The following is a 26,778-nucleotide window of genomic DNA, read 5'->3' on the forward strand; positions in this document are numbered from 1 at the left end:
ATTCAAGCTTAGCTAATGCAATACGCCATCCCTTTCAACAAGCCCTATCTTTCCGGGAACGAAGCCCGGTACATCGAAGAAGCAGTTCGTTCCGGTAAGATTTCCGGCGACGGCATTTTCACCAAGCGCTGCCACACGTTCTTCGAGCAGCAGCTGGGGTTTCAGAAGGTGCTGTTGACGACTTCCTGCACCGACGCCTTGGAACTGGCAGCGCTGTTGCTCGATTTGCAGCCCGGAGATGAGGTGATTATGCCGTCGTTCACATTCGTGAGCACGCCCAATGCCTTCGTCCTGCGCGGGGCCAAAATCGTGTTTGCCGACAGCACGGCCGAGAACCCCAACATGGACGTGGCCGCGCTCGAAAGCCTGGTTACGCCGCGCACCCGCGCCATTGTGCCGGTGCACTATGCCGGCATTGCCTGCGACATGGATGCCATTCAGGCCGTGGCGGCCCGCCACAACCTGACCGTGGTGGAAGATGCAGCACAAGCCATCGACAGTTTTTATAAAGGCCGGCCACTGGGCACCATTGGTGCGCTGGGGGCCTTCTCCTTCCACGAAACCAAGAACATTACCTCGGGCGAGGGCGGCATGCTGGCCATCAATGACAAGCAGTACGCCAACCGCGCCGAAATCATCCGCGAGAAGGGTACCAACCGCTCATCGTTTTTCCGGGGCGAAGTCGACAAGTACGGCTGGGTTGAGGTAGGCTCCAGCTTCTTGCCTTCCGATATCATTGCCGCGTTCCTCTGGGCTCAGATTGAGAACATGGCCGTTATTCAGCAGCGGCGCAAAGACATCTGGGAGCGTTACTATACCGCCCTGCAGCCCCTGATGGCGCAGGGGGTGGGCCTACCCATTGTGCCCGACTACGCCACAAACAACGGCCACATGTTTTACCTCGTGTGCCGCAACCTGGCCGAGCGCAGTGCCCTCATCACACACATGCGGCAGTTGCAAATCTCACCGGTATTCCACTACCTCTCGTTGCACAAAAGCCCGTTCTACGCCGATAAACACGATGGCCGTGAGTTGCCCTGGTCCGACCACTACACCGATTGCCTCGTGCGCCTGCCCCTCTACCACGAGCTCAACGAAAGCCTGCAACAGCGCGTGATTGATGGCGTGCTGAGCTTTTACAAAGGGCGCTAAGCCGAGTACTCATGCACGCATCAGGCGAACAGGGCCGCGTCGCTGGCACGGCTTCGCGCTGGCTTGGGCCAATGGTTCAGGTGGTTGTAGGGTTGTTGGCTCTGGCGGTACTGGCCGTGATGGTGTGGGCTTTGCCCCGCGGCTTCGATATTACTGATGAAGGCTTTTACCTGCTGAATTTCCGCTACCCGGCCGAGTACGAAGCCAGCTTTTCTACTTTCCATCTGATTGTGGCCCGTATGCTGGGCCTGGCCAATGCCTCGGTATTCACCACCCGGGCGGTGGGACTGGGAGCCGCAGTGTTTGGGGCCGTCGTATTCGGCCTGAGCCTGGCTGCTTGGCTGCGGGCCACCACAACTACTGGTGCTCGGCGTTGGGCGAGCCAGCCGGGCCTGGCGGTATGCTTTGTGTTGCTGGGCTCACTGCTGGTATTTTCTATTTTCCCCCGGGCTATTTCTTACAACGGCATTACCAGTTTGTCGCTGCTGCTATCAGCTGCTGCCGTACTGTCCGCCTTGCGGCGCGGTCCTTTGGCAGCCACTTGGCAGTTGTTGGGCATCGGCTTCGTCCTGGGCATCGATGTATTTGTGAAAGCTTCGTCGGCAGCGCTGCTGTTTGGCGGAGCCGTAGTGGTGCTGGCCTGGTATTGGCGCAGTTTCGGCTGGCAGGTGCTGTTGCGGACAGCAGTGCTGCTGGGCTTGGGCTTGGCTTTGGGCCTCGGGCTCTATTTCGTGGTGGTAGAACCTTTGGGTCTATGGCACCGCAACTTCGTGCAGGAAATGACGGCCTTGCAATCGCAAGGCCGCTATGGCATGGCCGACCTATTGCCCAAATACATCAGCAGTGCTTTCAGGACGCTGCTTTTTCTTGTGTTCCCGTTAGGGCCTGTGGTTGCGGTGCTGGTGGGCCTGGCCTGGTGGTGGCCGCGCCGCGTACCGGCCGCCTGGCACCGGTTGGCCGTGCTGGCGATAGGGGGGGGCATGGGTACTTTCTTGTTAATGGAAGCCCTGCGGCGGCGTTGGTATTCCAACGCCATTTCCAACGGCCTGGAAACCCTGCCGCTGCTGTTGGCTTTGGTCGTGATAACCGCGCTGGTAATGGCCGCCTTAGCTGTCCAGCCCAAGAGCCGCGAAACTCCCGCCACGTCCGGGCCTGCCGCTCTGGCCCAGCAGTGGCCCGTGGGGCTGTGGCTGCTCTCGCTGCCGCTGCTGGCTGCCGCCGGCACCATCAACGACCTGCGGCTAAACCTGCTTGTCGACATGGCCCCGTGGTTTGGTCTGCTGCTGATTTTGGTTTCGCAGGTCCGGCTGGCTCTGCTACCGGCCTGGGTGCCCGCCGCCATGCTGCTGGTTCCTGCCAGCTACGCCGCCGAACAAACTATTTGGGGCGTGCTCTGGACGCCCTACAACCTGGCCGCCACCATGGCCGCGCAAACCGAACCCCTGCACGCCGCGGGCGTTACGGGACCCTTACAAGTCGACCCGGCTACCTCCGCATTTATTACCCAGCTCGAAAAACTGCTGGCTGCCGGTGGCTTCCGGCCCGGCGACCCCTTGTTGGCTTTCTATGACCTGCCGGGCGTGGTGTACCTCTGCGGGGGAGTGTCGCCGGGAGCGGCCTGGTATTTTCCGGGCCGCGACGCGCGCAACTGCCACGCGCTCGACATCACGGCCCAGCCTCTGCGCAAAGCCTGTATCCTACTCAATCAGCCCATGGGCAACGAGCTAAAGGCCTGCCTGCACAAGCATGGCCTCGCTTTTCCCGAAAACTATCGGCTGGTGGGCACCGTTCTCAGCAGCTACCAATCCGAGCACCGGCAGATACAGGTATATGCGCCGCAGGATGCCAGTTCCCGACCCAACTAAATCACGTTTTCATTATTCAATTATAGCCCTGCCATGTGCTGAATACTACCTCTAGCTCCCGCGCCCTACCTTTGTGTGTTCAGGCGCGTATGAGTCGCGGTGGACCTCTGGCACTTTCCTTCGTTTGGGGAAATGGCCAAAGTGTAAAAGATATCTCGTATGAATAAAGGAATTATAGGCTATTCACTCGATAGCATCCGCTATTACCTGAACCGGTCGGAAAAGCGTCGAGCAGTTATCATGTTCGTACTGCTGCTGGTTACGTCGTTTCTCGACGTCATCGGCCTGGCGTCTCTCGTACCGGTCATGGTAGTGGCCGCCGAGCCCGGTGGCGTGCAGAAAAGCAAGTTTTTTGCGCCCATCTACCACGGTATGAACTTTGAGTCGGAGCGTAGCTTTCTGCTGATGCTCATTGTGGCCGTATTCGTCTTCTTCTTGGTTAAGAACCTGTTTTCCACTTGGGTTAACTACTTGCAGACCGACTTTACCACCAAGCTCGGCCTGAATATTGTAAAGACGCAGCTCGATAAATACCTCCACTTTCCCTTCTGGGATTTCAACCATTTGGGCTCTTCAAACCTGATTAACAGTGCATTGGAAGTGCCGCGCTACTATGTTTCCATGGTGGTGCGGCCTTTGTTTGTGCTGTTTTCCGAACTTGCCGTGGTGGTGGTGATTGTAATTAGTATCCTCATCTACAAGCCATTACTGCTGGCCTTGCTGGCGTTTGTGCTGGTGCCCACCACGTTGCTCACCTACCGCGCCCTGCGCGCCCGCTCGCAGGCCATCGGCAATCGGGTAAATGAGTTGCGGCCCATTTCTTATGGCATCATCGGTGACCTGTTCACGGGCTTTGTCGAGTTGAAGCTGGCTAATAAGCAGTACCGCTTCCGCGACCGTCTGCTTGAAAACCAGCGCGAGCTCCAAACCCTTGACTCAGAAAGCTACCTCTACTCGCTGCTTCCACTGAAGGTGATTGAAATGGTGGCTATTTTGGGCGTGCTGACCATTTTCCTCTATGCCATTTTTGTCCCCAGCGCTTCCAACAGCCTGATTGCGCTGGTGGGCCTGTTCGCCGCCGCCGCTTACCGCCTCATGCCTTCCGTGAACCGGATGCTTACGGCCCTGATGCAAGTAAAGCAGGCGCAGTCCAGCATCGAAAACCTGGAAACCTACCGCGAGCCCAAATACAATGAGCGGCCCGACCCCAAGCAATTGCCGCTCTCGTTTGAGCACAGTCTCGCGTTCTCCAACGTTACATTCAGCTTCCCGGGCGTAGAAACGCCCACGTTGCGCAGCATTAACCTGGAAATCCGCAAAGGCGAAAAAATTGGCTTCATCGGTAGTTCCGGCTCGGGCAAAACCACGCTGATGAACGTGCTGCTGCGCTTCTATGTCGAGCAGCATGGCCACATTCTGATTGATGGCCAGCCGCTCACCTCGCAGCATATCGAAGCCTGGCATCGTATTGTGGGCTACGTGAAGCAGGACACCTTCCTTATGGAAGCCTCCATTCAGGACAACATCACCCTCGGCGATGCCAATGTGGATGCGGCCCGGCTGGACTATGCCATTGAGCAGGCATCGTTGCGCAACTTCATCGCCGGCTTGCCCGAGGGAGTAAACACGCACATTGGCGAGCGGGGGTCGAAACTCTCGGGCGGGCAGCGCCAGCGCATTGGCATCGCCCGTGCGCTCTACAAGCGCACGCAGGTGCTGGTGCTTGATGAGGCTACCAGTGCCCTCGACAATGAAACCGAGCGCGAAGTAAACGAAGCCATCAACAAGCTCTCCGAAACCGACATTACCATTCTTATTATTGCTCACCGCATCACCACGCTGCGCGAGTGTGACCGGATTTATGAGCTTAGCCAGGGCAATGTTATTGCTGAGCATCAATACGAAAGCTTGATGCAGCAAATTGTGCAAGCCTAACCCAACCAGCGTACCGAAAGACACCAAAATCCAATGCCGATAAACGTAACCCAATCCTATCTGCCGCCGCTGGAAGACTATGTTAAATACCTGACCGGAATCTGGGAGCGGGTTTACCTGACCAATGCCGGACCGCTGGTTGTGGAGCTAGAGCAGCGCCTAAAGGACGAGTTGGGCGTGAAACACCTTTTTTTCGTTAACAACGGCACAATTGCCCTGCAGATTGCCATCAAGGCGCTTGACCTAAAAGGAGAGGTGCTGACTACGCCGTTTTCGTACGTGGCCACCACATCAAGCCTGGTATGGGAGGGCTGCACCCCAGTATTTGTCGACATCGACCCTGCCACGCTCTGCATTAACCCAGCGCTGTTGGAAGCCGCTATCACGCCGCGTACGGTGGGCATCATGGCCACCCACGTCTACGGCAACCCTTGCGACCTGGAAGCCATTGAGGCCATTGCCAAGCGCCACAACCTGAAGGTGATTTACGATGCTGCCCACGCATTCGGTGTGACCTATAAGAATAGTTCGGTGCTGAACTACGGCGATATTTCCACGCTAAGCTTCCACGCCACCAAGCTGTTCCACACGGGCGAGGGCGGGGCCATTGTCACCAACGACGACGAGCTGGCCCACCGTATTGCCTACATGCGCAACTTCGGCCACAACGGCCCCGAAGCCTTCTGGGGGGTGGGTGTCAACGGTAAAAGCTCGGAGCTGCACGCCGCCATGGGCTTGTGTGTGCTGCCTAAAGTGCCGGAGCTGATTGCCAAGCGCCGCATTTTGAGCGAGCGCTACGACGCCTTGCTGGACGGCACGAAATGCGTGCGGCCCACCATTCAGCCCCACACGGCCTACAATTTCTCGTACCACCCCATTGTATTGCCTTCTGAGGAAGTACTGCTGAGGGTGCGCGATAACCTTAATGCTCACGAAATCACGCCGCGCCGCTATTTCTATCCTTCGCTGAATACGCTCAATTACGTGGCTCCGCAGGAAGCGCCGGTTTCGGAGGATATTTCCCGGCGCGTGCTGTGCCTGCCGTTGTACTACGACTTGCAAATCAGTCAGGTAGAGCAGGTGGCCCAACTCATCAACGAAGTGCTCTAAGCCATGCTGGTATTGGGTGCCCGGGGCCATGCCATTGAGCTGCTGCAAGTGCTGGAAGACATTGGCGAAACGGACTTGTACTTCTACGACGATGTGAGCCCGGATGCCCCTGCCCAGCTGTTTGGCCGCTACCCCGTGCTCCGGTCGCCGGCCGAAGCCATGCAGCACCTGCACCACGACCCCCGCGCCGCGCTGGGCATCGGCGGTGGGCGGCTGCGCGCGCAGTTGGCCGGCCGGGTACGGCAGTGGGGAGGACAACTGCACTCCGTAGTTGCGCATTCGGCCAACGTAGGGCGGCACGCGGTAGTGCTGGAGCCTGGCCTCAACGTGATGCAGAACGTAATGGTTAGTAATGAAGTATTTGTTGGCGAGGGCAGCCTGATAAATGCCCGTGCCGCATTGCACCACAACGTAGTGGTGGGCCGCTACTGTGAAGTATCGCCCGGTGCCCAACTGTTGGGCCACGTGCGGGTAGGCAACTACTCGCAGGTGGGAGCCGGAGCTGTGGTGTTGCCACGCATCACCATTGGGCAGGGGGCCACGGTGGGAGCCGGCGCGGTGGTTACCCGCCATGTGGCCGATAATGAGGTAGTGGCCGGGGTGCCGGCACGGCCGCTGCTACGCAAAGCATAGCTGGGCATTGGCCGAAAACACACTGCCCGTCAACTGCCCGTTTCGAAGCGAGTTGATTAAACAAGCAGCCAGTGGGTCTTCATATGCTGCCGGCCATTTGCAAGTTAACTAACTGATAATCTATTTCTTACCCCGCTGCCATGTCACAAGAATCTGCTTCCAACCCGCCGCTCGTGAGCGTGATGATGGTGACTTACAACCAGGAAGCGTACGTGGCTACGGCGCTGGATAGCATTCTTAATCAAGAAGTTGATTTTGATTATGAAATTGTTATTGGCGAGGACTACTCCAAGGACCGTACCCGCGCTATTATTTCGGAATACCAGCAGCGCTATGGCAGCCGGATACGGCCGCTGTTTCACGAGAAAAACCTCGGGGTTTCACATAACTGGGAATTTACGTCGGCCCAGTGCCGGGGTAAGTACGTAGCCTTGCTGGAAGGCGATGATTACTGGACGAACCCGCACAAGCTGCAAAAGCAGGTCGACTTTATGGAGTCGCATCCGGACTTCAGCATGTGCTTCCACAATGCCCGGGTGCTGTACGAAGGCGGGGCCAATCCGCCCGCCAGCCACCTGATGACGCAGATTCAAAAGGCTGAGCTTACCCTTGACGAGGTGACCCGGGACTGGCACATTGCCACGGGTTCGGTAATGTACCGCCGAGCCATGCTGCCGGAACTGCCCGCTTGGGTACACGATTCGGTGGTAGTGGACTTGCCCCTGTTGGCTTCATTGGCCAAAGCCGGCCGGGTGGGTTTCCTGAACGAAGAAATGGGCGTGTACCGCGTGAATTCTGGCGGCGTGTCCCAAACTGCTAAAAAGGAAGCGTACTTGTTGGGCCTCGTGCGGATGTATGCCCGCCTGGACGAGCACCTGGGCTACGGGCAGCACCGCAATTTCATGGTGAAAACGGCTGATGCCTACCTGGCTCTGGCCAGCTCCTTAAATTCGCAACACCGCCACGCCGAAGCCCGCAAGTATCTGCTGCGTTCGTTGCGCAGCCGTGTGTCGGTGGGCGTGGCACCGCGGAGCAATTCCTTCAAGGCGCTTGCCATTAGTCTATTGCCGGGATTGTATAATCGGTTTTATCCGCAGCGTACCGGCATATAACGGCGGGTTTTGGGGTGTTGAAACTCCCTGGCTTGGCTCCGCAGCGGGCAGAATCCACTTATATTTACCACAATGTGAAACGCTGACAGTGTGGCAATTCTCAAAAGTATTTTTCTTTCTTAATCGTGGCCGATACCCTAACTACCAGCACTCTTATGGGCTCCGTAGCAGTAACCTGTGTGATAGGCGGAGCCGGATTTATTGGCCGGGCGGTGGTCGATGAGCTTTTGCAGCAAGGACGTCGGGTGGTAGTGGTGGGCCGCGAGGCCACGCCAGTGCCCGCGCTGCCGGCCGGGGTGGAGTACGTAGCCAATCCAACCGGCAACGACGATGAGTTACTGCGCCGGGTATTGAGTAAAGTGAACGAGGTAATAGACCTGGCCTACGCCACGGTGCCCAAAACCAGCTTTCAGGACCCGGTACACGACATTCTGGTGAACCTGCCCACTGCCGTGCGCTTGTTTGAACTGGCCGCCTCGCTGCCGATTCGCAAGTTTGTCTGGATATCGTCGGGTGGCACGGTGTACGGTCGCACCAAAGCGCCTTTCCTCACCGAAGAGCACCTGACCGAGCCGATTTCGCCCTATGGCATCACCAAGCTGGCTATCGAAAAATACGCGCACATGTATTTCGAGTCGCAGGGTCTGCCAGTAGTATGCGTAAGGCCTTCCAATGCTTTTGGCGAGGGCCAACGCACGTACTCGGGGCAGGGCTTCATCGCCACGGCCATTGCCTCCATCCTCGATGGACGCGAGTTGAGCTTATACGGCGAGGAGGGCACCGTGCGCGATTATCTCTATGTGCAGGATGTGGCCCGAGGCATTGTGGCTGCCCTCATCAATGGCCAGCCCGGTCAGGTGTACAACCTTGGCAGTGGCCACGGCCTCACCAACCGGCAGGTGCTGGATGCCCTGGCCCCATTGGCCGAGGCCACGGGGCACGCCATTCAGCTCCGGGTGTTGCCCGTGCGTCCGTTCGACGTACCGCTCAACGTACTCAACAGCGAAAAGCTGACCGCACACACGCAGTGGCGCCCGCAATTGGACTTTGCCGAAGGCTTGGCGCGCACCTGGGCCTGGTACGTAGCGCATTACCAAACAGCCGCTGCCCGGGCTACGGCCTAGCTGCCAATGCGTTAATCGGCAAGCAGTAGCCGCTGCTTCAAGTACATAGTCTTATCTGATTTATTACTGTTAATGATGCATACAATACCCTCAGAAAGTCATTTAGCAAACCCGGTAGCATTGCCTGAGTCAGCTGCCGCGCCAGTCACTGGCGAAGCGAAGCCCCGCAAGAGCTACCTGCCCGGGCTCGATACGCTCCGGGCCGTGGCTGCGCTGAGTGTCTGCTTTTTTCACTTCAGCGGCGGCATGATGCCCAAGCTGGTAGTGCCCGCCGCGAAAAGCGCGTTTTCGCAGGGCTATCTGGGGGTTGATATCTTTTTCGTTATCTCGGGTTTCATCATTCCCTACAGCCTGGTGGGCAAAAACCACCGGGTTGCCGGTTTCTTTGCTTACCTGAAAAAGCGTGTCATGCGCATCAACCCGCCAGCGTATGTGTCCCTGCTGCTGGTGTTGGGGCAGTGGTTTTTCATCGATAAGTTTATCAACAAAACCTCCTTTTATACCAAGGATTTGAGCTTGGGTCAGGTGGTGCACAATCTGTTGTTTACTATCCCTTTCACGAACTATAAATGGATAAGCGGCATCTTCTGGACGTTGGCTATTGAATTTCAGTTTTACCTGTTTATCGGCCTTCTGTTCAACATCTTGTTTGGCCGGAATCTGGTTTGGTTCGTGACGCTCTATGTGCTAATGGGACTGGCGCAGTTTGTGCCAGCACTTGCAGCGGCCGAGTTCTTTCACTACAGCACATTGTTTGCGCTGGGCGGCGTGGCGCTGTTGTGGCAGCAGCAGCGGATTCCGGCGTGGCTGTACGCGGCTGGATTGGTGGCGTTTGGCGGGCTTGCGCTTTGGCAACTGGGCCTGTACGCGGCCTTGGTGGGGGTGGGTACGGCCGTGGCCATTAACACAATTAAAGTGAGTATCCCGGGCTTTTCATTTTTGGGTAAAATATCGTATTCGCTCTATCTACTGCACGGCCTTATTGGTACTACCGCCGAATTTGCCTTGGTGAAGCTATTGCCACCGACTTCGGACGCGCGCAAGCTTTTGCTAACGGCGGTATGCCTGGGCCTGGCGATTGCAGGTGCGTATGTATTCTACCTGATAGTAGAAAAACCCTTTATGCGCCTGGCCTCCCAAAACCGCCGTTAGCGACTGGCCAATCATACCAGCCGCCCGATTTCGGGCAAATACGTTAGTGACAGGGCCATTGTACCTTTGCCGGGCACTGGCGAGTAGCACCTGCTTAAGATACTGGCCAAATTGACCTAGGGATGAATGTACTTTTCAATTCTTTGGGTTAATAATGTGCCGTTTGCTCTCCCTTGGGCTGGCAGCGTTGGACGCTATTGGTCTGGCCAATGTCTATTGTCGGCAAGTTAAATTCACGTATTCCTAACTGATGAAAATTTTTGTTGTAAGCCTGTCGAGGGTAGAAGCGAGAACCAAGTACATAAAAGCTCATCTGGATTCTCTGAAAGTTGATTATGAGTTGATTGACGCGGTTGACTACATTAATCTTACCCCGGCCGACTTCGACGTACTGTCCGACCAGGAGGCGGTGAGCAAGAATCCCTACCTGACCAAAGGCGTTATTGCGTGCTCGCTTTCGCACGTGAAGATTTACAAGCATATCGTAGCCAACAACGTGGGCGTGAGCCTGGTGATTGAGGACGACGCCGCGCTGCCCAAAAACATCAAGAAGATTCTGGACATCGTGGAGCGCGAGATTAAGGACGACGAGATTATCTCGCTGTCTTACTTTAATCACCACCAGGCCAAGGATACCACCGACATGAGCAAGTACGAGCGCAAGCCGGTGGGGGAGGGTTGCGAGCTGGTGTATCCCGTTGATTTGCACGAAATTGCTTCGTCGATGGCCTATGTCATCACCAAAAAGGTGGCCGAGCGGATGATTGACGTGCTGATGCCCATCTGGGTGCAGACGGACTACTGGGGCGACTATTACGACAAGCACGGGTTTAGCTCGTTCCGCTGCTTGTATCCGGTGCAGGTGCTGGCCGCTCCCATCCGTTCCTCCATCGAATACGACACGGCTAAGACGTTGACCAGCCGGGTAGCTTCGCTAGTGCGGAAGTACAAAGTGCCTGTCCTGATGTCGTATCTGGAAAAGCGGGCCAGCAAAATTCAGGGCGAAAAATATCACTTCCGGTTTGTCGACCGTCCGCCTTTCAATAAGGCCCAATAGGCTGAGAGAGCGTTAATTAGTGTCGAATGAGCTGCTATTTATGAAACTACTGCTGGCCATTGAGGATTTGCGCACCGGGGGAGCCCAGGTGTTTGGGATGCGGCTGGCCCAGGCGCTACACCAGCGCGGGCATCAGGTATGGCTGTACAGCCATTACCCCAGCTACACCAACCACCCCTTGGTGAAGCAGGTAGCGCCGGATGTACCGGTTCTGGGCTTCGAGGCCGGCGTGCCGGGCCTGGAGTGGCTGAGCCGCAAGGTGCAGGGCGTGCTCCGCCGGTTTGGGAAGCCGTTTCCGCTACGCGAGCAGTTGGTGGAGCGCCACCTGCGACAGACCATGGAGCAGCTAGGCGTGCAGCTGATTAACTCGCACATGATTAAGTCGGACTACGTGGCGGCAGCTGCCGGTGCCGCCGCCCGGCCAAAGGTGCCGCTCGTGATTACGATGCATGGCTGCTACGAAGACTTTCTGCACAAGACCACGGAGCCGGAAGTCACGATGAAGTCGCGCGAGGCGCTACGGCAAGCTGCCGCAGTGGTGTATCTGACACAGAAGAACTTAGAGATTTTTTCGGTGCCCGGCGTGCGGTCGTTCGATGATATTCCGCACGCGCAGATTTACAACGGGTTCGATGGTCATTTCTCCGCACCCGATAAGCTGCCCACGCGGGCGCAGCTGGGCATTGGCGAGCAGGACATCGTGTTTGGCATGGTGGCCCGCGGCATTGCCGAGAAAGGCTGGGCGTATGCCCTGCGTTCGTTTGCCGAAATCAGCGCCGCCCACCCCAACGCGCACCTGGTGCTGGTGGGCAGCAGCGACTACCTCACCGGCCTGAAAGCGGCCAATACCAACCCGCGTATCCATTTTGTCGGCTTTGCCTCCAATCCCATCGACTGGGTGCGGCTGTTTGATGTGGGCCTGCTGCCGAGCTACTTCGCCTCCGAAAGCCTGCCCAACTCCATTGCCGAATACCTGTTTTGCGGGGCTCCGGTCATAGCTACCCGCATCGGCGAGATTCCGCAGATGCTGGACGTGCCCGGGCAGGGCCTGGCCGGCGTACTGCTGGAGCAGAACGGGCACGGCCTTACCAACCCCGAGGCCCTGACGGCCGCCTTGCTGGCATATCTCACCGACCCGGCTTTGCTGGCTGCCCACAAGGCCCGCGCGGCCCTCTGCTTCGATAAATTCCGTATGGAGCGCTGCGTGGCAGCCTACGAAGCCATTTTTGCGGAGGCCCTATAAGCCGCCTCACGTATTGATTTTGATAGTGAATACCTTATGAGTAATTCTGATTCGCGGCCCCGGCTGCTGATTGTTATCCCGAACCGAGGCATGGGCGGGGCCCAACGTGCGTTTCATGACCACAGCGTGGAACTGGGCAAATATTATCAGGTAACGGAAGTTATTTTCAATGAAGATGAGGCCGACATGTACCCCAGCGGCAACCCTGTGCGCAGCCTCGGGGTGCCGGGCGGTGGCTCGCCGCTGGCCAAAATTCAGAACTTCTGGCAGCGCGTGACGCGGCTACGGGAGTTAAAAAAGGAGTTGAATTGTGACGTATCGGTGAGCCATCTGGAAGGAGCCGACTACATCAATCTGCTGAGCAAAGGCCAGGAAAAGGCCATTGTGCTCATTCAGGGCTCGAAAGTGCACGACCGCAACATCAACGGGGCCGTGGGGATGCTGCGTAAAAAGGTGCTTATGCCCTGGCTTTACCAACGGGCCGACAAAATGGTGACCGTGAGCCGCGACATCATACCGGAAATGACCGAGACGTTTGGGGTGCCGCGCCACAAGCTGTTGGCCATCAACAACTCGTTTGAGGTGGAACACGTGCGCCAACTGAGTTTGGAGCCGCTGGATGCCGCCATGCAGGCGGTGTACGAATCCGCGCCGGTATTGGTGACCTCGGGCCGACTGGCCATTCAGAAAAATCAAGCCCCGCTGCTCGACGTATTTGCGGCCCTGCTCAAGCGGAAGCCCGCCAAGTTGGTGTTCATCGGCGATGGGGAACTGCGCCAGGACCTGCTGGACCACGCCCGTAAGCTCGGCCTGCGCGTGTACCAGGCCATGGACCAGCCGGCCCCGCTCACGCCGGATTTTGACGTGTACTTCGTGGGTTTGCAGCAGAACCCATTCAAATTCATTCGGCCAGCCACGGCGTTTGTATTTCCCTCGGCTTGGGAGGGGTTCCCGCTGGCGCTGGGCGAGGCCATGACCTGTGGAGTGCCCGTAGTGTCGACCGACTGCCCGACCGGCCCGCGCGAAATGCTGGCCCCCACAGTGGAAGCCCCCAAAACGCCCCTGCGGCAGGCCGAATGGGCCGAATTCGGCATCCTGATGCCCATGCTAACCGAGCCCGCCAGCCTCTCTGCTGATATCGCATGCTGGACTGATACCCTGGAGCAACTACTGAATGATGCACCCGCCCGGCAGCGCCTGGGCGAAGCTGCCCGCTTGCGGTCCAACGACTTCACGCACAAGCGTATTTTTGGGCAATGGAAGGAGTTGATTGACGGGCTGCTAAACCGCAAAGCCCGTGCTTAGTGAAACGCGGGGGGTACCGACCGCCACAAATAGCCGCTCTCTTATTCTGCTGGTAGACAACTCCCGGGCCGTGACCGGGGCACTCAATGCCTTGCGCCACGCGACCAGCCCGCTGCGCGACCGGTTCAACTTTGCCTACGTGCTGCCCACCGGCAGCACCGGCCGGGCCGTGCTGGAAGCTGATGGCTACCGCGTGCACGAGCTGCCCTTTGTGGAAATAAGCCGCCGACCGGCCGACCTGCTGCTCTACCTGCCCATGCTGTTATTGAACGGCTGGCGGCTGCGGCAACTGGCTCGGCGCGAGCGGGCGAAAATGCTGCATTTGAATGACTTCTATAACCTGACCGGTTACGTGGCTCGCTGGCTGAGCTTGGGCCGGCTGCCAGTGCTCACACACGTGCGGTTTCTGCCGCAGGTGCTGCCGCAGCTATTTGCCCGGCCGTGGCGCTGGCTGGCCGAAAATGCCGCCCAGCAGGTGCTGTGTGTGTCGGAGGCTGTACGCGTCTACTTTGCGCCCGGCAACGCCGGCGTTCGCACCGTGTACGACCCCTTACCGGCCCGCGGTGAGGCAATGCCGGCTTATGCTGTGACTTCTACTGCTAATAGGGCAGTACGGCTGTTGTACCTCAGTAACTACATCCGGGGCAAGGGGCAAAATTTTGCATTGGAAGCTTTTCAACTTGCCCACGCCCGCAACCCCAATCTGCACCTGCACTTTGTGGGCGGCGATATGGGCATGGTGAAAAACCAGGAGTTCCGGCAGGAGCTTGAAAATGCCGCCAAAGCCGCCGGCTTGGTCGAGGTGGTGCATTTCGACGGTTTCGCGGCCAATACGGAAGCGGCCATGAAAGCGCACGACATCGTGTTGAACTTCTCCGAGGCCGAGTCCTTTTCTCTCACCTGCCTCGATGCCCTGTATTACGGTGTCCCGCTGATTGCCACCGATTGCGGCGGCCCTGCCGAGCTTTTTGAAAACGGAAAATCGGGCCTGCTGGTGCCCAACCGCGACGTACCCGCCATGGCCGACGCAATGGTTGCGCTGGCCGGCAATGAAGCTTTGCGGCAGCAGTTTTCACTAGCCAGCCGCGCTTTCGTACGACAAAAATTTGCGCCGGCACACACCTATGAATTGCTGGCAGGGTGCTACCAACAGGCGTTGGCCCGCGTGTAATTACCCTCATGGCAACAACTGCTTCTACTCGCATTGCTTTCGGCTGGTTGTTCGGAATTATGCTGCTGGGGCTGGCGCTGCGCATCGCATTCGTGCTCAAGGGCACGGCGGCGTTCTATCACAGTCCCGGTCCGTTTGTGCTGAATGGCGACTCCTTTTCTTATACACTGGCGTTCGAAAACCTATGGCTCAGGGGGCGCTATACGTTTGATTTCCTGGAGCCTGACGCGTCTTTTGGGCGGTTGCCAGGCTACCCGTTCTTTTATGGAGCACACTGGATAGTATTTGGCAGTGCGCGGGCTGCGGCAGCCACTGCCTGGAGCCAGGTGCTGCTGGATACCGGAGCCATTGCGCTCGTGTTTGCCATTCTGCGGCGGCTGGAGCCGAACCAGCCCCGCACGGCATACTTGGGGGCCTTGCTGTATGCTGCCTATCCGTTTATCATTGTTTGGGTACCCATCATTGGTACCGAAATTCTTGCTACTGACCTCACACTGTTGTGGTTCTGGGTAATGCTGCAATGGCGACCCACACCGCTCTACCTGTTGGGGATAGGTGCTTTGGCTGCACTGGTATTGCTGGTGCGGGCATACATGGGAGTATTGTTACCCATCACCGTAATGTGGGTGCTGTGGCAAACCCGTAAGGCAACTTGGCATTCGATAGCGCGTAACATTGGGCTGGCCATGCTGGGCTTTGGGCTGCTCTACGGCGGATGGCCAGTACGCAACTATCTGCTGGCCCATCGCCTAGTACTGCTTAAGCCGAAGACGGCTGGCTACGCCAATCAGACCGTGGACGTAGACGAATTTTATCAATGGGTACACTGCTGGACAACCAACGAAAACCCGTGGCTCGACTCGGTTCTCATCGGTAAAGGCCGCATCCATTTTCCGGCTGCGGCCTTCAGCTCCGCAGCGGAAGAAAACCAGGCTCAGCAGTTGGTGGCGTGCGCCCGGCAGTGCGGGTCTGGGTTCTGGGTATTGCGCAATGGCATTAGCAACAGTGCCAGCTACTATCGTGATACCGCTGCTGTATTAGCTGATACTGCTTATCAGAAGCATCATTTTCGGTCCTGTAATGAAGAAATAGGGGCCGGCTTCCAGAGTTTGCGGCGCCGGTTTGCGGCGGAGCACCCATTCCGTTTCTGGCTGGATGTTCCATTGCAGAATGTTCAAAAAGCCTTATTCAAATCGACCATGGCTAAGGCCCCGGTTCTGGAAAAACGGGCTGCCCCGCCTCGTGTTGGCCTGATGCAGCTGCTATTTGGCTATCGCACCGTGTTGGTGCTGCTGGGGTGGGGGGGGATACTCGTAGGAATACGACGGCAACCGGCTCTGGGGCTGGTTGCGGCGGTGGCAGGGCTTATATACCTGTACATTTGCTTCTTATACCGGGGGTTGGAAATGCGCTACCTCTTGCAGGCAGATGTGCTACTGCTTATACCCGCGGCCCTTTGGCTGGGGCGCTGGCTGCCGGCTGGGCCTGCCAACGCAAGTCGCTCATCGGGGCCAGTGCTTCCTGCCTAATATTTGCTACGCATTAAGGTTTGCTGTCCATGACACCCGCTGCCCCTTTGCTGCTTTCCGTAGTGAGCCCCGTGTACCGGGCCGACGTGCTGGTGGCCGAGCTGGTGCAACGGCTGGTGCGGGTGCTGGAGCCCCTTGCGGCCGATTTTGAAATCATTCTGGTCGACGACCGCAGTCCCGATGAATCCTGGCAGCGGATTCAGACCGAAATGACCCGCGACCCGCGGGTGCACGGCCTGCGCCTGAGCCGCAACTTTGGCCAACACGCGGCCATCACGGCTGGGCTCGACCGCAGCCGGGGCGAGTGGGTAGTGGTGATGGATTGCGACCTGCAGGACCTTCCCGAGGAAATTCCGGCCCTGCTGGCCCTCGCCCGCCAAGGCTACGACCTAGTACTGGCCCAGCGCACCAACCGCCAGGACTCCTGGAGCAAGAAAATGCTCTCGCGTACCTTCTACCGCATCCTTACTTACCTCACCGAAACCCCGCAAGACCCCACCGTGGCCAACTTCGGCATCTACCACCGCAAGGTGATTGCAGCCGTGCTGGCCATGCGCGAAAGCATCCAATATTTTCCCACCATGGTGCGCTGGGTGGGGTTTCGGCGCGCCTACCTTCCCGTTCAGCACGCCCGCCGCGCTGCCGGCCGCAGCAGCTACAGCCTCAGCCGCCGCCTTAGCCAGGCTCTGGGAATTATCATGGTCAATACCGATAAGCCCTTGCGCCTTCTCGTGAAGCTGGGCATGCTGCTTACTGGCGGTGCACTCCTGTGTGCGGGTGTCCTATTGGCTCGCTGCTGGGTAGGGAAAGTCTATCGTCCGGGTTATGCCAGCCTCATTATTTCCAGTTGGTTTCTAGCCGGGATGCTGATGGCAGCACTCGGATTGGTGGGCCTGTACCTGGGCAAAACGTTCGAGCAAGTAAAAAAACGTCCCCTCTATATTGTCGACGAATAAACGCGCTGACCCAGGCCAATAGCAACCATGACGACGATGCCGGGAATAACCCTGTTTCTGATGACCGAAAAAGGTTACCGCGTGCTTCAGCACATCGTAACGCACCTCGACTTTTCGGTGGTGGCGCTGGTAGTGAGCACACCGGACCCCCATTTGGTAAATGATTTCTTTGTTGATATCAAGGATTTATGTGCTGAGTTCGGTATTCCTTTCCAGAGCCGCGCCACGCCCCGTACCGCGCCCACGGCCTACGCGCTGGCAGTGTCGTGGCGTTGGCTTATTACCGATGCGACTACTCTCATTGTGCTGCACGATAGCCTGCTACCGCGCTACCGTGGCTTTGCGCCCTTGGTCAATTGCCTGATTAATGGCGAGCCTACTATTGGTGTGACGGCCTTATATGGTGGAACCGAATATGATGAAGGGCCTATACTGGGGCAGGCCGCCCGCTCTGTTCACTACCCCATGCGTATCGCCGATGCGATTCAGCTGGCGGTGGAGTGCTATTTAGAGTTGGTAACGCAGCTATGGAATGGACTTCGGACGGGCAAATTGCCCCCCGGTCAGCGTCAGCTTGAGGCTGACGCCACCTACAGTCTATGGCGCGACGAGCAGGACTACCGGATTGACTGGCAGACCGATAGCGCCGCCATTAGCCGCTTCGTCGATGCGCTGGGCTGGCCGTACCAGGGAGCCAGCACTTTGCTCAACGGCCAGTTGCTCCGGGTGCTGGCCGCTACCCCCGAAGCCGACGTACACATCGAAAACCGGACACCGGGCAAAGTCATTTTCGTGCGCGATGGGCAGCCGGTAGTAGTGTGCGGCACCGGGCTGATTCGCCTCACGGCGCTGCGCACTCACGACGGCAACGACGCCATGCCACTGTCTCAGTTTCGTTCGCGCTTCGAATAGGGGGCGCGCTGGCCGTACCTTTGCAGGCTCTCCGGCGGCTTATTCCTCTTCCATTCCCTCTAATAGCTTGTGTTAGGAAAGCCCGTGTCACGTTTGTGAGGCCGACCAACACCGCTCCCGTTTGAGGTGCCGGACTCTTATCCGACGTATTATCCTCTGTATGCGCATTTTATTTCTTGTGCCCTATCCACCCGGTCGGGCACCGTCTCAACGCTTCCGCTTCGAGCAATACCTGGATGCGCTGACGGCCGCGGGGCATACCTACCACTTGGCCCCGTTCATTTCCGTCGCTACCTGGAACATTTTGTATCAACCGGGCCGGGCCGGAGCCAAGGCGTTAGGTATTTTGGGCGGGTTTGCCCGTCGGTTCGGGCTGATGTTTCGCGTGCCCAATTACGATTTTGTCTTCGTCCACCGCGAGGCCGCGCCCGTGGGGCCGCCCGTATTTGAGTGGATTATTAGCAAAGTACTGCGCAAAAGGATAATATACGATTTTGACGATGCCATTTGGCTGGCCAATACCTCTGAAGCCAACAAAATTGCTGCCGGTGTGAAATGGCATCATAAGGTGGCTGATATCTGCCGCTGGGCCTACAAAAACAGCTGTGGCAACGGCTACCTGGCTGACTATGCCCGCCAGTTCAATCCCCGCGCCGTGGTCAACCCCACCACCATTGACACCGTTCACCTGCACAACCAAGTGCGCGACCAGGCTGCGCCCGGCCGCCTCGTTATCGGCTGGACCGGCACGCACTCCACCCTCAAGTACCTCGACCAGGTGGTGCCGGTACTGGCCAAGCTGGAAGCTGAGGGACTGGACTTTGAATTTCGCGTTATTTCCAACCAACCGCCGGCCTTCCCACTAAACTCGTTGGTGTACCTGCCTTGGCGGAAGGATACCGAAATAGCCGATTTGCTGGGTTTTCATGTGGGCCTGATGCCGCTGGAAGACGACCCATGGGCCAAAGGCAAATGTGCTTTCAAGGCCTTGCAATACATGGCTTTGGGCGTGCCCGCGCTGGTATCCCCCGTTGGAATGAATACCGAAGTCGTACAACACGGTTATAATGGTTTTGTGTGCGCCAACTCCGCCGAATGGGAAGCAAGCCTGCGCCAACTTCTGGCCGATGCCAGGTTGCGGCAACACCTCGGCGCTGCCGCCCGTGCCACCATTGAGCAACGCTATTCGGTGCGAGCCAATACGCCCAACTTCCTGAACCTGTTTAGCTAAGCCGGCTAGGATTATGCCTGCGCCAGGCGTGGTACGCCCGCTACGCGGCGTTGTCCTGCCCGGGCGGCCGCCTGCGGCACCGTTATGCTCTGCAAAATGTACAAGCCGCTGAGGTAGAAGGGCATCAGCGGAATCTTGTAGCGCACCAGCGTGCCAAAATTGCCGCTGGAAATGCCCACGGAAATCGCGAAAATCAGGCTAAATACGAAGCAAAGCGTGAGTACGGGCACGCTGCCGATTGCGCCAATGGTCTTGAAAAACCCTACGCGCCAGAAGATGCGCATCGTGAGCAACAGAAAGTACGTGGCTTCGAGGGCCGAGAGCAGCATGGTTGGGTTGCGGGCTTCCCACAGGAAGGGTCGGAATAGCGCCACAATAATGGCCTGAGGCGCAAGCTTGGCCATGCCCCCAAGGGTACCGTCCTGGGCACCGATGTTATAGCCGGAACCCTGCTCTGTTTTACTAACGCGTTGGAGGTAGTCAGCGGTGACTTTGCTTTGTTCACCTATCTTATCCAGATTAAAACGCTCATCGGCAGCAGCCAGTTGCGACATTGCAAAAACCGCGACCACTGCTCCTACACCCAGAAACAATGGCTTGGCCACCCAGCGCACCGCTGCGCTTTTGATGTTGCGCGTGTTTTCATTGAATACCCACAGTAGGGCTGGCGGCATAAAAGCGAGAAGAATATACGTCTTCATCGACAGAATAACTGCGCCCATAAGCAAGCCTACTAACAGGCAGCGAAGAATATTCTTACGCTCAATGGCCCCCCGGTAAAAGCAGTAGAAAAGCCAGCCCAATGCCCCCAGGCATAGTGAGTCTTTCAGCAGCCCCGACCCCCAGAAAAAAACAGAAGGCAGAAAAAACACGGAAATGGCTAATTCCTTGTACACCTGCGGCCGAATTTTGGCAAACGTCATGTACATCATCCACATACCGCTGAAAGTTATGGCTGCGAACAGCACAGCGATAACCGTATAGGTATCAAAGCTTAATAAAGCTAATACAGCCGCTACCCGAATTACGAAGTACTCGTTACTACCGTGACCAAACCAGTATAGCTGGCCGGTATATTTAGCAATAGCCGGAGTTATATCGCCCGAACTGGTGACCAGTTCTAGGCCTGCAGCAAAGGAGTCGCCGAAGGCGTGATAGACCACACTGGCCTGTTTGTAGTAGTTGTTAGTATCTCCGCCGTACAGGGTGTGGTACAGAATGCCGAGTGCAATGGCACCCACTACTTTGACTGTCAGAGCAGGAATAAAATACTTTTTGGTGTACACGTTCGTCACCGAACTGCGCATCCCGTAGGCTATGCCATAAATAAGGGCCAGGTAAAACGGGGTAATATATAAATCCTTTAGCTCCATAATGCGCTGGCTAGGCTTTGCCGTTCTTTTTCAGCCACGCCTTAGCCTCTTTGTATTGTTCCGATTTGTGGTCGGCTTTGTCGGCCACTACTTCATAATATCGTTTGGCGGCCGGTAGGTCCTTGTCCTTCACCGCAAGGCGCGCCAGGTTGGCATTGGCAAACAAATAAAACCCACCGGAAGTGTCGCCCGTGCTTTCGGCAAATACGATGCACCGCTGATAATAATCTTTGGCTTTGGCGATGTCGCGGTAGCGGTTCTGCATCAGGTAGCCCAGGAAATAGCTGGCGTAGCGCCCGCTGATGCCTTCGTAGCCCGGCATGCCTTTGTTAATCTTATCCAGGATTTCGCGGCTCACCCGCTCGCAGTCCGTGAATTCGCCCTGGTCGTAGGCCAGCAGGGCATAGAATCGCTGGAAATAGCCGTTATCCGGAAACTTATTGGCTAAGTATTTGGCCACGGGCATGGCTTCTTCGGCGTTATTTTCCTCGTTTTTGAGGATGCCCATGAGAAACACCCGCGCCTCGGTGGCAGTGTAAAAGCCATTGACGGCCACGCTTCGCAATTGCTCCAGCCCGAGCTTCTTGTCACCCTTCGGGAAGAACAATAATACGGGCTTGAGCAGCGGATAATTATCGGGAATCCAGACGGCGTAATAATTAAACAGGGCTTGTCCGAACTGAAATTCCGGGCTCAGTCCATTCGCTTCCTGGCTCTTTTTTAGATAGTTGAGCGAGCGTCGGGCACCTACTGTGGCCTTACGCCAGTCGTGCCGTTCGGCGTGTAGGCGGGCATCGAAGCCGTAAGCGGCCGAGAGAAAGAAACTGGCTTCGTAGTTGTGATTATCCGCGTCGTAGAGGGCTTGGGCCTTGGTGATGGCCGTGTCCATGTAGGCGAAAAAAGGCTTGTCGTACTGCGTGCTCTGGAAATTGGTAGGGCGAATTTTCCACCAAGTGCTCAGCCCCAGCATAAAATACGCCATGGGGTGGTTGGGGTAGCGGCGGCGCAACGAGCGGAATTGCTTTTCGGCTTTGTCGAACTTGAAGTTGTAAATATTATAGACGGCTCCGTCCAGTTCCATCTGGATATCCTTATCCATCAACAGCCAGCCTTTGGTATCGATGGCCGATGGCAGTACGCCCACCGAGTCGAGTGCCACCGTCTTCATCGGGGGCGGGGTGCGGATTGTATCGGGCGTTTGGGCCCTGCCCAGGAATGGCAGCATGAGCAACCCCAAGCAGATACAAAACAGCGAACGCAGCATAGAATGAGAGTAGATAGCAGTCCCAAACCGTTGTTCTTCCGGCACGGATTGGGAAGTGGAGGGAACGGGCCTGCTAAAGTACGGAGTTTGCCCTAGCTTTGGCCGTACTTCCTCCTGCTTATGCACCTGCTCCACTCGCTTTGCCGCCTGCCGGCCCCCGCCGGCAACGAAGCTGCGCTCACCCAATTTGTACTCAATTATGTCCGGCAGCAGCAGGGCACCTGGCGGTACCAGCCCCAGATTATCGCCGATGAGCGGTTCCAGGACTGTATTCTGCTGGTCTTCGGGCAGCCGCGCACGGCTGTTTTTGCCCACCTCGATAGTATCGGCTTCACGGTGCGCTATGGCCGGCAGCTGGTCCGAATTGGCGGCCCGCAGGCCGAAGCGGGGTACCGCCTGGTAGGAAAGGATTCGCAAGGAGAAGTAGACTGTACGTTAACCGTTGACGAAGAAACGGGTGAACTGGGTTACGCGTTCCACCGCGATATTGACCGGGGCACCGAGCTGACTTTCTACTGCGACTTCCGCGAAACGGCCACCACCGTGCAAAGCTGCTACCTCGACAACCGCCTCGGCGTGTGGAATGCCCTGCGCCTGTGCGAAACCCTGGAGCACGGCATTGTCGCCTTCTCGTGCTGGGAAGAGCACGGCGGGGGCTCGGTGGCCTACCTGGCCCGGTACATCTACGAAACCTACGGTGTGCGCCAGGCCCTGATTTCGGACATCACCTGGGTCACCGAGGGCGTACACGCTGGCCAGGGCTGCGCCATCTCACTGCGCGACTCACTCATTCCGCGACGGGCTTATGTCGACCGCATCCGGGCCATCGCGGCCAGCTCAGGCATTCCTTATCAGTTGGAGGTTGAAGGTAGCGGCGGCTCCGATGCCAAGGAGCTACAGCACGCCGCCGCACCCTGGGACTGGTGTTTTGTCGGCGCGCCCGAAGACCACGTGCATACGCCTAATGAGCTAGTAGTCAAGCATGATATCGAGAGCATGCTGGCGCTATACCAGGTCTTGCTGCGTGAACTATAGGAGCACGGACGTACCTTTGCCCTATATGTCTATAATCGTACCTGCGTCCCCTTTATTAAAAGATAAACCCGTCGTTCCTCGCTTGCTTAGCTATCAGGAATTGGATATTCTCCACGCGTTGCGGGGATTTTGTGCCTTCTACGTCGTCGTTTTTCACGCCAAGTTTTTGTTGTGGTCGGGTGGTACTGAGTACCTGCGGGCCTTTCCCCGGGCGGGCTGGAGTCCGCTGCAGTACATTGCCTTTATCGGCGATATGCTCAGCTCGGCAGGCTACGAAATGGTGATTTTCTTTTTTGTGCTTTCGGGGTTTTTCATCCGGTATGCGCAGCTCAAAAAGCACCGCCCGGCTTTCCGGTTCTACCTCAACCGCATTGTGCGTATTTATCCTCCTTATCTGGCCTCGCTGGTGCTGGGAGGCGTGGTGCTGGCCTACGTGGCCTCAGCGCATCCGGCGCTGATGACCAACTCCATCGGCCGCGAGCTCAACGCAGGCCTGCTCGGGGCGTGGCACGAGCTGCACCCGCTTACGCTGCGGGCCGTGGGCCGCGCCATCCTGTTTCTGAAGCCCGGCGAACACTACTTCGGCTACAATGGCGTGTACTGGTCGTTGTTGCCCGAGGCCCTTTTTTACTTGGCAGTACCCCTGGCTTTCTGGCGTATTCGGTACTACTACGCGCTATCGGCGGCCTTTTACGCGTTCGGCGTTGTGGCCAGTGTGCTGCACCTAGACACCGGGTTTTTAGGTGATTTCCTGTTTCTGTTTAATGGCTATTTTGCTTTGGGCGTGGGGCTTTATGATGTGGTCGTAACGCGCTCCAACTGGCTGCCGGCATTCCGGCGGGTTTCTGGCTTCTGGCTGGTGCTGGGCACTGGCGCGCTGATGCTGTTGCTCATTGCCATGGCCGCGTTGCACCTGCGGCTGTTGTCGGGGCCGGTGGCTTCTGTGCTGGCCGTGCTCAGTGTGTCGGCGTTGCTGGCAGGGCGCGTCAGCCGGCAAAACCTACTGGTGCGGGCATTCCATGAAGTCGGCATTTTCAGCTTTTCGCTCTATCTGTATCACTTCCCACTACTCATTCTGGGTTATGTTGGCATTGTCGCACTTACGGGAGAATTAGTGAGCTACACCCGCTACTATTGGGTAACGCTGCCGCTGATAACGGCCGGTTGTTTCGCCCTCTATTACATCACAGAGCGGGCCGCAGTGCGGTTTTTTCGAGGCACTTGATTATGAAGTGGATGGGAAAGTAGTTTTCGCAGCAATTTCCGCTATTTTGCGAGCCGAAAACCGCTTAACTCACTTTTTCCCACCCATTTCATTTTTATGACCCCATACCTTTACGCCGTGCCCGCCCTGGGCATTTTTGCCTTGCTCTACACCTGGCTGCGTGCCGGTTGGGTAACCAAGCAGGATGCTGGTGATGCGCGCATGACCACCATTGCCGGCTACATTGCCGATGGGGCCATTGCTTTCCTCAAAGCCGAATACAAGGTGCTGGCCCTGTTCGGACTCATTGCGGGGGCATTCCTCTTCTACCTGGGTACTACGAGTGGCAACTCCAGCCCCATCATCGTCATCGCGTTTGTGATTGGGGCCGTGTTTTCGGCGCTGGCGGGCTTCATTGGGATGAAGATTGCCACCAAAGCCAACGTGCGCACCGCACAGGCGGCCAAAACCAGCCTCAGCACCGCGCTCAACGTATCGTTTTCGGGTGGCTCGGTGATGGGCATGGGTGTGGCCGGCCTGGCCGTGCTGGGCCTGGGTTCGTTGTTCATTGTCTTCTATAAAATGTTCGTGCCCAGCGGCCTCGCCAATGGTACGGAAATGGAAAAAGCCCTCGAAGTCCTCACCGGCTTCTCGCTCGGAGCCGAAAGCATTGCCCTGTTTGCCCGCGTGGGCGGCGGCATCTACACCAAAGCGGCCGACGTAGGAGCCGACCTCGTAGGCAAAGTCGAAGCCGGCATTCCTGAAGACGACCCCCGCAACCCTGCCACCATTGCCGACAACGTGGGCGACAACGTGGGCGACGTTGCCGGCATGGGTGCCGACTTGTTCGGCTCCTATGTGGCTACCATCCTGGCTACCATGGTGCTGGGTCGTGAAGTAACCGTAACCAACGACCAGTTTGGCGGGCTCTCGCCCATCTTCCTGCCGATGGCCATTGCGGGCATGGGCATTCTCGCCTCGCTCATCGGCATTTTGTTTGTGCGGGTGAAGGAAGGCGGCAACGTGCAGGGCGCCCTCAATACCGGCAACTACATTTCGGTTTTTGTGTCGGCAATCGGCGCTTACGGCCTCATCAAGTGGATTTTGCCGGAAGGTACCTTCACCATCCGCGGCATCAGCTTCGATGCCATGCACGTGTTCTATGCCGTGGTAGTGGGCCTCATCGTTGGCACGCTGATGAGCATTATCACCGAGTATTACACGGCCATGGGCAAGCGGCCAGTGATGAGCATCGTGCAGCAAAGCAGCACCGGCCATGCTACCACCGTCATTGGCGGCCTAGCTGTGGGCATGGAATCTACGGTACTACCCATTCTGGTACTGGCAGCCGGCATCGTATTTAGCTTCAAGGCGGCCGGCCTCTACGGGGTGGCCATTGCCGCCGCGGGTATGATGGCCACCACCGCCATGCAGCTGGCCATCGACGCTTTCGGTCCCATCGCCGACAACGCCGGCGGCATCGCCGAAATGAGCGAGTTGCCCAAGGAAGTACGTGAGCGCACCGACATACTGGATGCTGTGGGCAATACCACCGCCGCTACCGGCAAAGGCTTCGCCATCGCCTCGGCTGCCCTCACGTCGCTGGCCCTGTTTGCCGCCTTCATGGGCACGGCCCACATCGACACCATCGACATCTCGAATGCCGAAGTGTTGGCCGGCCTGTTTGTGGGTGCGATGATTCCGTTCATCTTCTCGGCGCTGGCCATTGCGGCGGTGGGCCGCGCGGCCATGGCCATGGTGCAGGAGGTGCGTCGACAATTCCGCGAAATTCCGGGCATTATGGAAGGCACCGGTCGGCCCGAGTACGAGAAGTGCGTAGCTATTTCGACCACCGCCGCCATTCGGGAGATGATTCTGCCGGGTGCCATTGCGCTACTCACGCCCATCATCATCGGTTTTCTGTTCGGTCCGAAAGTACTGGGCGGGCTACTCGCCGGCGTTACGGTGAGTGGCGTACTGATGGCCATGTTCCAGAGCAACGCCGGCGGGGCCTGGGATAACGCCAAAAAGTCTTTCGAGAAAGGCGTGATGGTGAACGGCGTGATGCAGTACAAAGGCTCCGATGCGCACAAGGCTTCGGTGACGGGCGACACTGTGGGCGACCCATTCAAGGACACATCCGGACCGAGCATGAACATCCTCATCAAACTGATGAGCATCGTGTCGCTGGTCATCGCGCCCCACATTGCCGAGAAAAGCGGCGAACGTGGCATGGCTCCCGTGCAGCTCGAAAAGGAGCGCCTTGAAGCCAACGTGCAACCCCACGTTCGCTACGCCGAAGCCTTTGCGCCAACGGCATTTCGGGTGATTTACACGGTGCTGCACGAGGTGCGGTAGGGGAGAGCGGCCACAGGTAGATATCCCCAGGAGAATTCAACACATTGGTTAGTAAGG

Annotated in this window: 21 protein-coding genes; 19 read left to right on the forward strand and 2 right to left on the reverse strand. The window is 57.5% G+C overall.

Annotation, left to right across the window (positions count from 1 at the left end):
* Positions 1 to 15 precede the first annotated feature (15 nt).
* From rffA to I7X13_RS06295, 16 genes are all read left to right on the forward strand, one after another.
* A complete protein-coding gene (gene rffA / locus I7X13_RS06220) occupies positions 16 to 1,152 on the forward strand; it encodes a dTDP-4-amino-4,6-dideoxygalactose transaminase (protein ID WP_198066909.1) in 1,137 nt (378 codons plus the stop codon).
* Positions 1,153 to 1,163: 11 nt separating this feature from the next.
* Entirely contained in the window at positions 1,164 to 3,017 is a 1,854-nt protein-coding gene (locus tag I7X13_RS06225) for a hypothetical protein (protein WP_198066908.1), read from the forward strand.
* Positions 3,018 to 3,176: 159 nt separating this feature from the next.
* Positions 3,177 to 4,952 (forward strand): ABC transporter ATP-binding protein, encoded by a 1,776-nt coding sequence (locus I7X13_RS06230; protein WP_198066907.1) that lies wholly within the window; start codon positions 3,177 to 3,179, stop codon positions 4,950 to 4,952.
* 33 nt (positions 4,953 to 4,985) lie between these two features.
* Positions 4,986 to 6,062, forward strand: coding sequence for a DegT/DnrJ/EryC1/StrS family aminotransferase (locus I7X13_RS06235; protein WP_198066906.1), 1,077 nt, complete (start codon positions 4,986 to 4,988; stop codon positions 6,060 to 6,062).
* A 3-nt stretch (positions 6,063 to 6,065) separates the two neighbouring features.
* Positions 6,066 to 6,695: a NeuD/PglB/VioB family sugar acetyltransferase gene (locus tag I7X13_RS06240; RefSeq protein WP_198074796.1), complete on the forward strand. Its 630-nt coding sequence runs from the start codon at positions 6,066 to 6,068 to the stop codon at positions 6,693 to 6,695.
* Positions 6,696 to 6,835: 140 nt separating this feature from the next.
* Positions 6,836 to 7,807 (forward strand): glycosyltransferase family 2 protein, encoded by a 972-nt coding sequence (locus I7X13_RS06245; protein ID WP_198066904.1) that lies wholly within the window; start codon positions 6,836 to 6,838, stop codon positions 7,805 to 7,807.
* A gap of 125 nt (positions 7,808 to 7,932) precedes the next feature.
* Positions 7,933 to 8,931 carry an NAD-dependent epimerase/dehydratase family protein gene (locus I7X13_RS06250; RefSeq protein WP_198066903.1) on the forward strand — a complete coding sequence of 333 codons (999 nt, stop codon included), beginning with the start codon at positions 7,933 to 7,935 and terminating at the stop codon, positions 8,929 to 8,931.
* Between the two features lie 75 nt (positions 8,932 to 9,006).
* Positions 9,007 to 10,083, forward strand: a complete 1,077-nt coding sequence (locus tag I7X13_RS06255; RefSeq protein WP_233454707.1) for an acyltransferase family protein — start codon at positions 9,007 to 9,009, stop codon at positions 10,081 to 10,083.
* Positions 10,084 to 10,333: 250 nt separating this feature from the next.
* Complete coding sequence (locus tag I7X13_RS06260; RefSeq protein ID WP_198066901.1) at positions 10,334 to 11,140, forward strand: glycosyltransferase family 25 protein; 807 nt, start codon at positions 10,334 to 10,336, stop codon at positions 11,138 to 11,140.
* Positions 11,141 to 11,180: 40 nt separating this feature from the next.
* Complete coding sequence (locus I7X13_RS06265) at positions 11,181 to 12,383, forward strand: glycosyltransferase family 4 protein (protein ID WP_198066900.1); 1,203 nt, start codon at positions 11,181 to 11,183, stop codon at positions 12,381 to 12,383.
* 36 nt (positions 12,384 to 12,419) lie between these two features.
* The gene (locus tag I7X13_RS06270) at positions 12,420 to 13,688 is read left to right on the forward strand and encodes a glycosyltransferase (protein WP_198074798.1); all 1,269 of its coding nucleotides are present in this window, start codon (positions 12,420 to 12,422) and stop codon (positions 13,686 to 13,688) included.
* 70 nt (positions 13,689 to 13,758) lie between these two features.
* Positions 13,759 to 14,859: a glycosyltransferase family 4 protein gene (locus tag I7X13_RS06275; RefSeq protein ID WP_198074799.1), complete on the forward strand. Its 1,101-nt coding sequence runs from the start codon at positions 13,759 to 13,761 to the stop codon at positions 14,857 to 14,859.
* 8 nt (positions 14,860 to 14,867) lie between these two features.
* The gene (locus I7X13_RS06280; RefSeq protein WP_198074800.1) at positions 14,868 to 16,388 is read left to right on the forward strand and encodes a glycosyltransferase family 39 protein; all 1,521 of its coding nucleotides are present in this window, start codon (positions 14,868 to 14,870) and stop codon (positions 16,386 to 16,388) included.
* A gap of 29 nt (positions 16,389 to 16,417) precedes the next feature.
* Positions 16,418 to 17,344, forward strand: coding sequence for a glycosyltransferase family 2 protein (locus I7X13_RS06285; RefSeq protein WP_198074801.1), 927 nt, complete (start codon positions 16,418 to 16,420; stop codon positions 17,342 to 17,344).
* A gap of 60 nt (positions 17,345 to 17,404) precedes the next feature.
* On the forward strand, positions 17,405 to 18,256 hold the full coding sequence (locus I7X13_RS06290; protein WP_198074802.1) for a methionyl-tRNA formyltransferase: 852 nt from the start codon (positions 17,405 to 17,407) through the stop codon (positions 18,254 to 18,256).
* A gap of 160 nt (positions 18,257 to 18,416) precedes the next feature.
* Complete coding sequence (locus tag I7X13_RS06295; protein ID WP_198074803.1) at positions 18,417 to 19,487, forward strand: glycosyltransferase family 4 protein; 1,071 nt, start codon at positions 18,417 to 18,419, stop codon at positions 19,485 to 19,487.
* Positions 19,488 to 19,498: 11 nt separating this feature from the next.
* On the opposite strand, the gene I7X13_RS06300 is transcribed toward I7X13_RS06295, so the two are convergent.
* Positions 19,499 to 20,860 carry a hypothetical protein gene (locus I7X13_RS06300; RefSeq protein WP_198066893.1) on the reverse strand — a complete coding sequence of 454 codons (1,362 nt, stop codon included), beginning with the start codon at positions 20,858 to 20,860 and terminating at the stop codon, positions 19,499 to 19,501.
* 10 nt (positions 20,861 to 20,870) lie between these two features.
* Positions 20,871 to 22,085, reverse strand: a complete 1,215-nt coding sequence (locus I7X13_RS06305; protein ID WP_211531829.1) for a tetratricopeptide repeat protein — start codon at positions 22,083 to 22,085, stop codon at positions 20,871 to 20,873.
* A gap of 159 nt (positions 22,086 to 22,244) precedes the next feature.
* On the opposite strand from I7X13_RS06305, the gene I7X13_RS06310 reads away from it, so the two are divergent.
* The 3 genes from I7X13_RS06310 (at position 22,245) to I7X13_RS06320 (ending at position 26,721) form a co-directional block, all read left to right on the forward strand.
* A complete protein-coding gene (locus I7X13_RS06310) occupies positions 22,245 to 23,159 on the forward strand; it encodes an aminopeptidase (protein WP_198074804.1) in 915 nt (304 codons plus the stop codon).
* A 100-nt stretch (positions 23,160 to 23,259) separates the two neighbouring features.
* Complete coding sequence (locus tag I7X13_RS06315; protein ID WP_198074805.1) at positions 23,260 to 24,384, forward strand: acyltransferase family protein; 1,125 nt, start codon at positions 23,260 to 23,262, stop codon at positions 24,382 to 24,384.
* A gap of 96 nt (positions 24,385 to 24,480) precedes the next feature.
* Complete coding sequence (locus I7X13_RS06320; protein WP_198074806.1) at positions 24,481 to 26,721, forward strand: sodium-translocating pyrophosphatase; 2,241 nt, start codon at positions 24,481 to 24,483, stop codon at positions 26,719 to 26,721.
* Positions 26,722 to 26,778: the final 57 nt, after the last annotated feature.

It is taken from the genome of Hymenobacter negativus (assembly GCF_016056375.1).
GTDB classification, from domain to species: domain Bacteria; phylum Bacteroidota; class Bacteroidia; order Cytophagales; family Hymenobacteraceae; genus Hymenobacter; species Hymenobacter negativus_A.

What these genes read in the sequence shown, in the direction of transcription:
- I7X13_RS06225 (WP_198066908.1), top strand. Translation starts at nt 1,164, where the DNA reads ATGCACGCATCAGGCGAACAGGGCCGCGTCGCTGGCACGGCTTCGCGC.
- I7X13_RS06265 (WP_198066900.1), top strand. Translation starts at nt 11,181, where the DNA reads ATGAAACTACTGCTGGCCATTGAGGATTTGCGCACCGGGGGAGCCCAG.
- I7X13_RS06280 (WP_198074800.1), top strand. Translation starts at nt 14,868, where the DNA reads ATGGCAACAACTGCTTCTACTCGCATTGCTTTCGGCTGGTTGTTCGGA.
- I7X13_RS06285 (WP_198074801.1), top strand. Translation starts at nt 16,418, where the DNA reads ATGACACCCGCTGCCCCTTTGCTGCTTTCCGTAGTGAGCCCCGTGTAC.
- I7X13_RS06320 (WP_198074806.1), top strand. Translation starts at nt 24,481, where the DNA reads ATGACCCCATACCTTTACGCCGTGCCCGCCCTGGGCATTTTTGCCTTG.
- I7X13_RS06260 (WP_198066901.1), top strand. Translation starts at nt 10,334, where the DNA reads ATGAAAATTTTTGTTGTAAGCCTGTCGAGGGTAGAAGCGAGAACCAAG.
- rffA (WP_198066909.1), top strand. Translation starts at nt 16, where the DNA reads ATGCAATACGCCATCCCTTTCAACAAGCCCTATCTTTCCGGGAACGAA.
- I7X13_RS06305 (WP_211531829.1), bottom strand. Translation starts at nt 22,085, where the DNA reads ATGCTGCCATTCCTGGGCAGGGCCCAAACGCCCGATACAATCCGCACC.
- I7X13_RS06295 (WP_198074803.1), top strand. Translation starts at nt 18,417, where the DNA reads ATGCGCATTTTATTTCTTGTGCCCTATCCACCCGGTCGGGCACCGTCT.
- I7X13_RS06300 (WP_198066893.1), bottom strand. Translation starts at nt 20,860, where the DNA reads ATGGAGCTAAAGGATTTATATATTACCCCGTTTTACCTGGCCCTTATT.
- I7X13_RS06290 (WP_198074802.1), top strand. Translation starts at nt 17,405, where the DNA reads ATGACCGAAAAAGGTTACCGCGTGCTTCAGCACATCGTAACGCACCTC.
- I7X13_RS06240 (WP_198074796.1), top strand. Translation starts at nt 6,066, where the DNA reads ATGCTGGTATTGGGTGCCCGGGGCCATGCCATTGAGCTGCTGCAAGTG.
- I7X13_RS06310 (WP_198074804.1), top strand. Translation starts at nt 22,245, where the DNA reads ATGCACCTGCTCCACTCGCTTTGCCGCCTGCCGGCCCCCGCCGGCAAC.
- I7X13_RS06235 (WP_198066906.1), top strand. Translation starts at nt 4,986, where the DNA reads ATGCCGATAAACGTAACCCAATCCTATCTGCCGCCGCTGGAAGACTAT.
- I7X13_RS06255 (WP_233454707.1), top strand. Translation starts at nt 9,007, where the DNA reads ATGCATACAATACCCTCAGAAAGTCATTTAGCAAACCCGGTAGCATTG.
- I7X13_RS06270 (WP_198074798.1), top strand. Translation starts at nt 12,420, where the DNA reads ATGAGTAATTCTGATTCGCGGCCCCGGCTGCTGATTGTTATCCCGAAC.
- I7X13_RS06245 (WP_198066904.1), top strand. Translation starts at nt 6,836, where the DNA reads ATGTCACAAGAATCTGCTTCCAACCCGCCGCTCGTGAGCGTGATGATG.
- I7X13_RS06230 (WP_198066907.1), top strand. Translation starts at nt 3,177, where the DNA reads ATGAATAAAGGAATTATAGGCTATTCACTCGATAGCATCCGCTATTAC.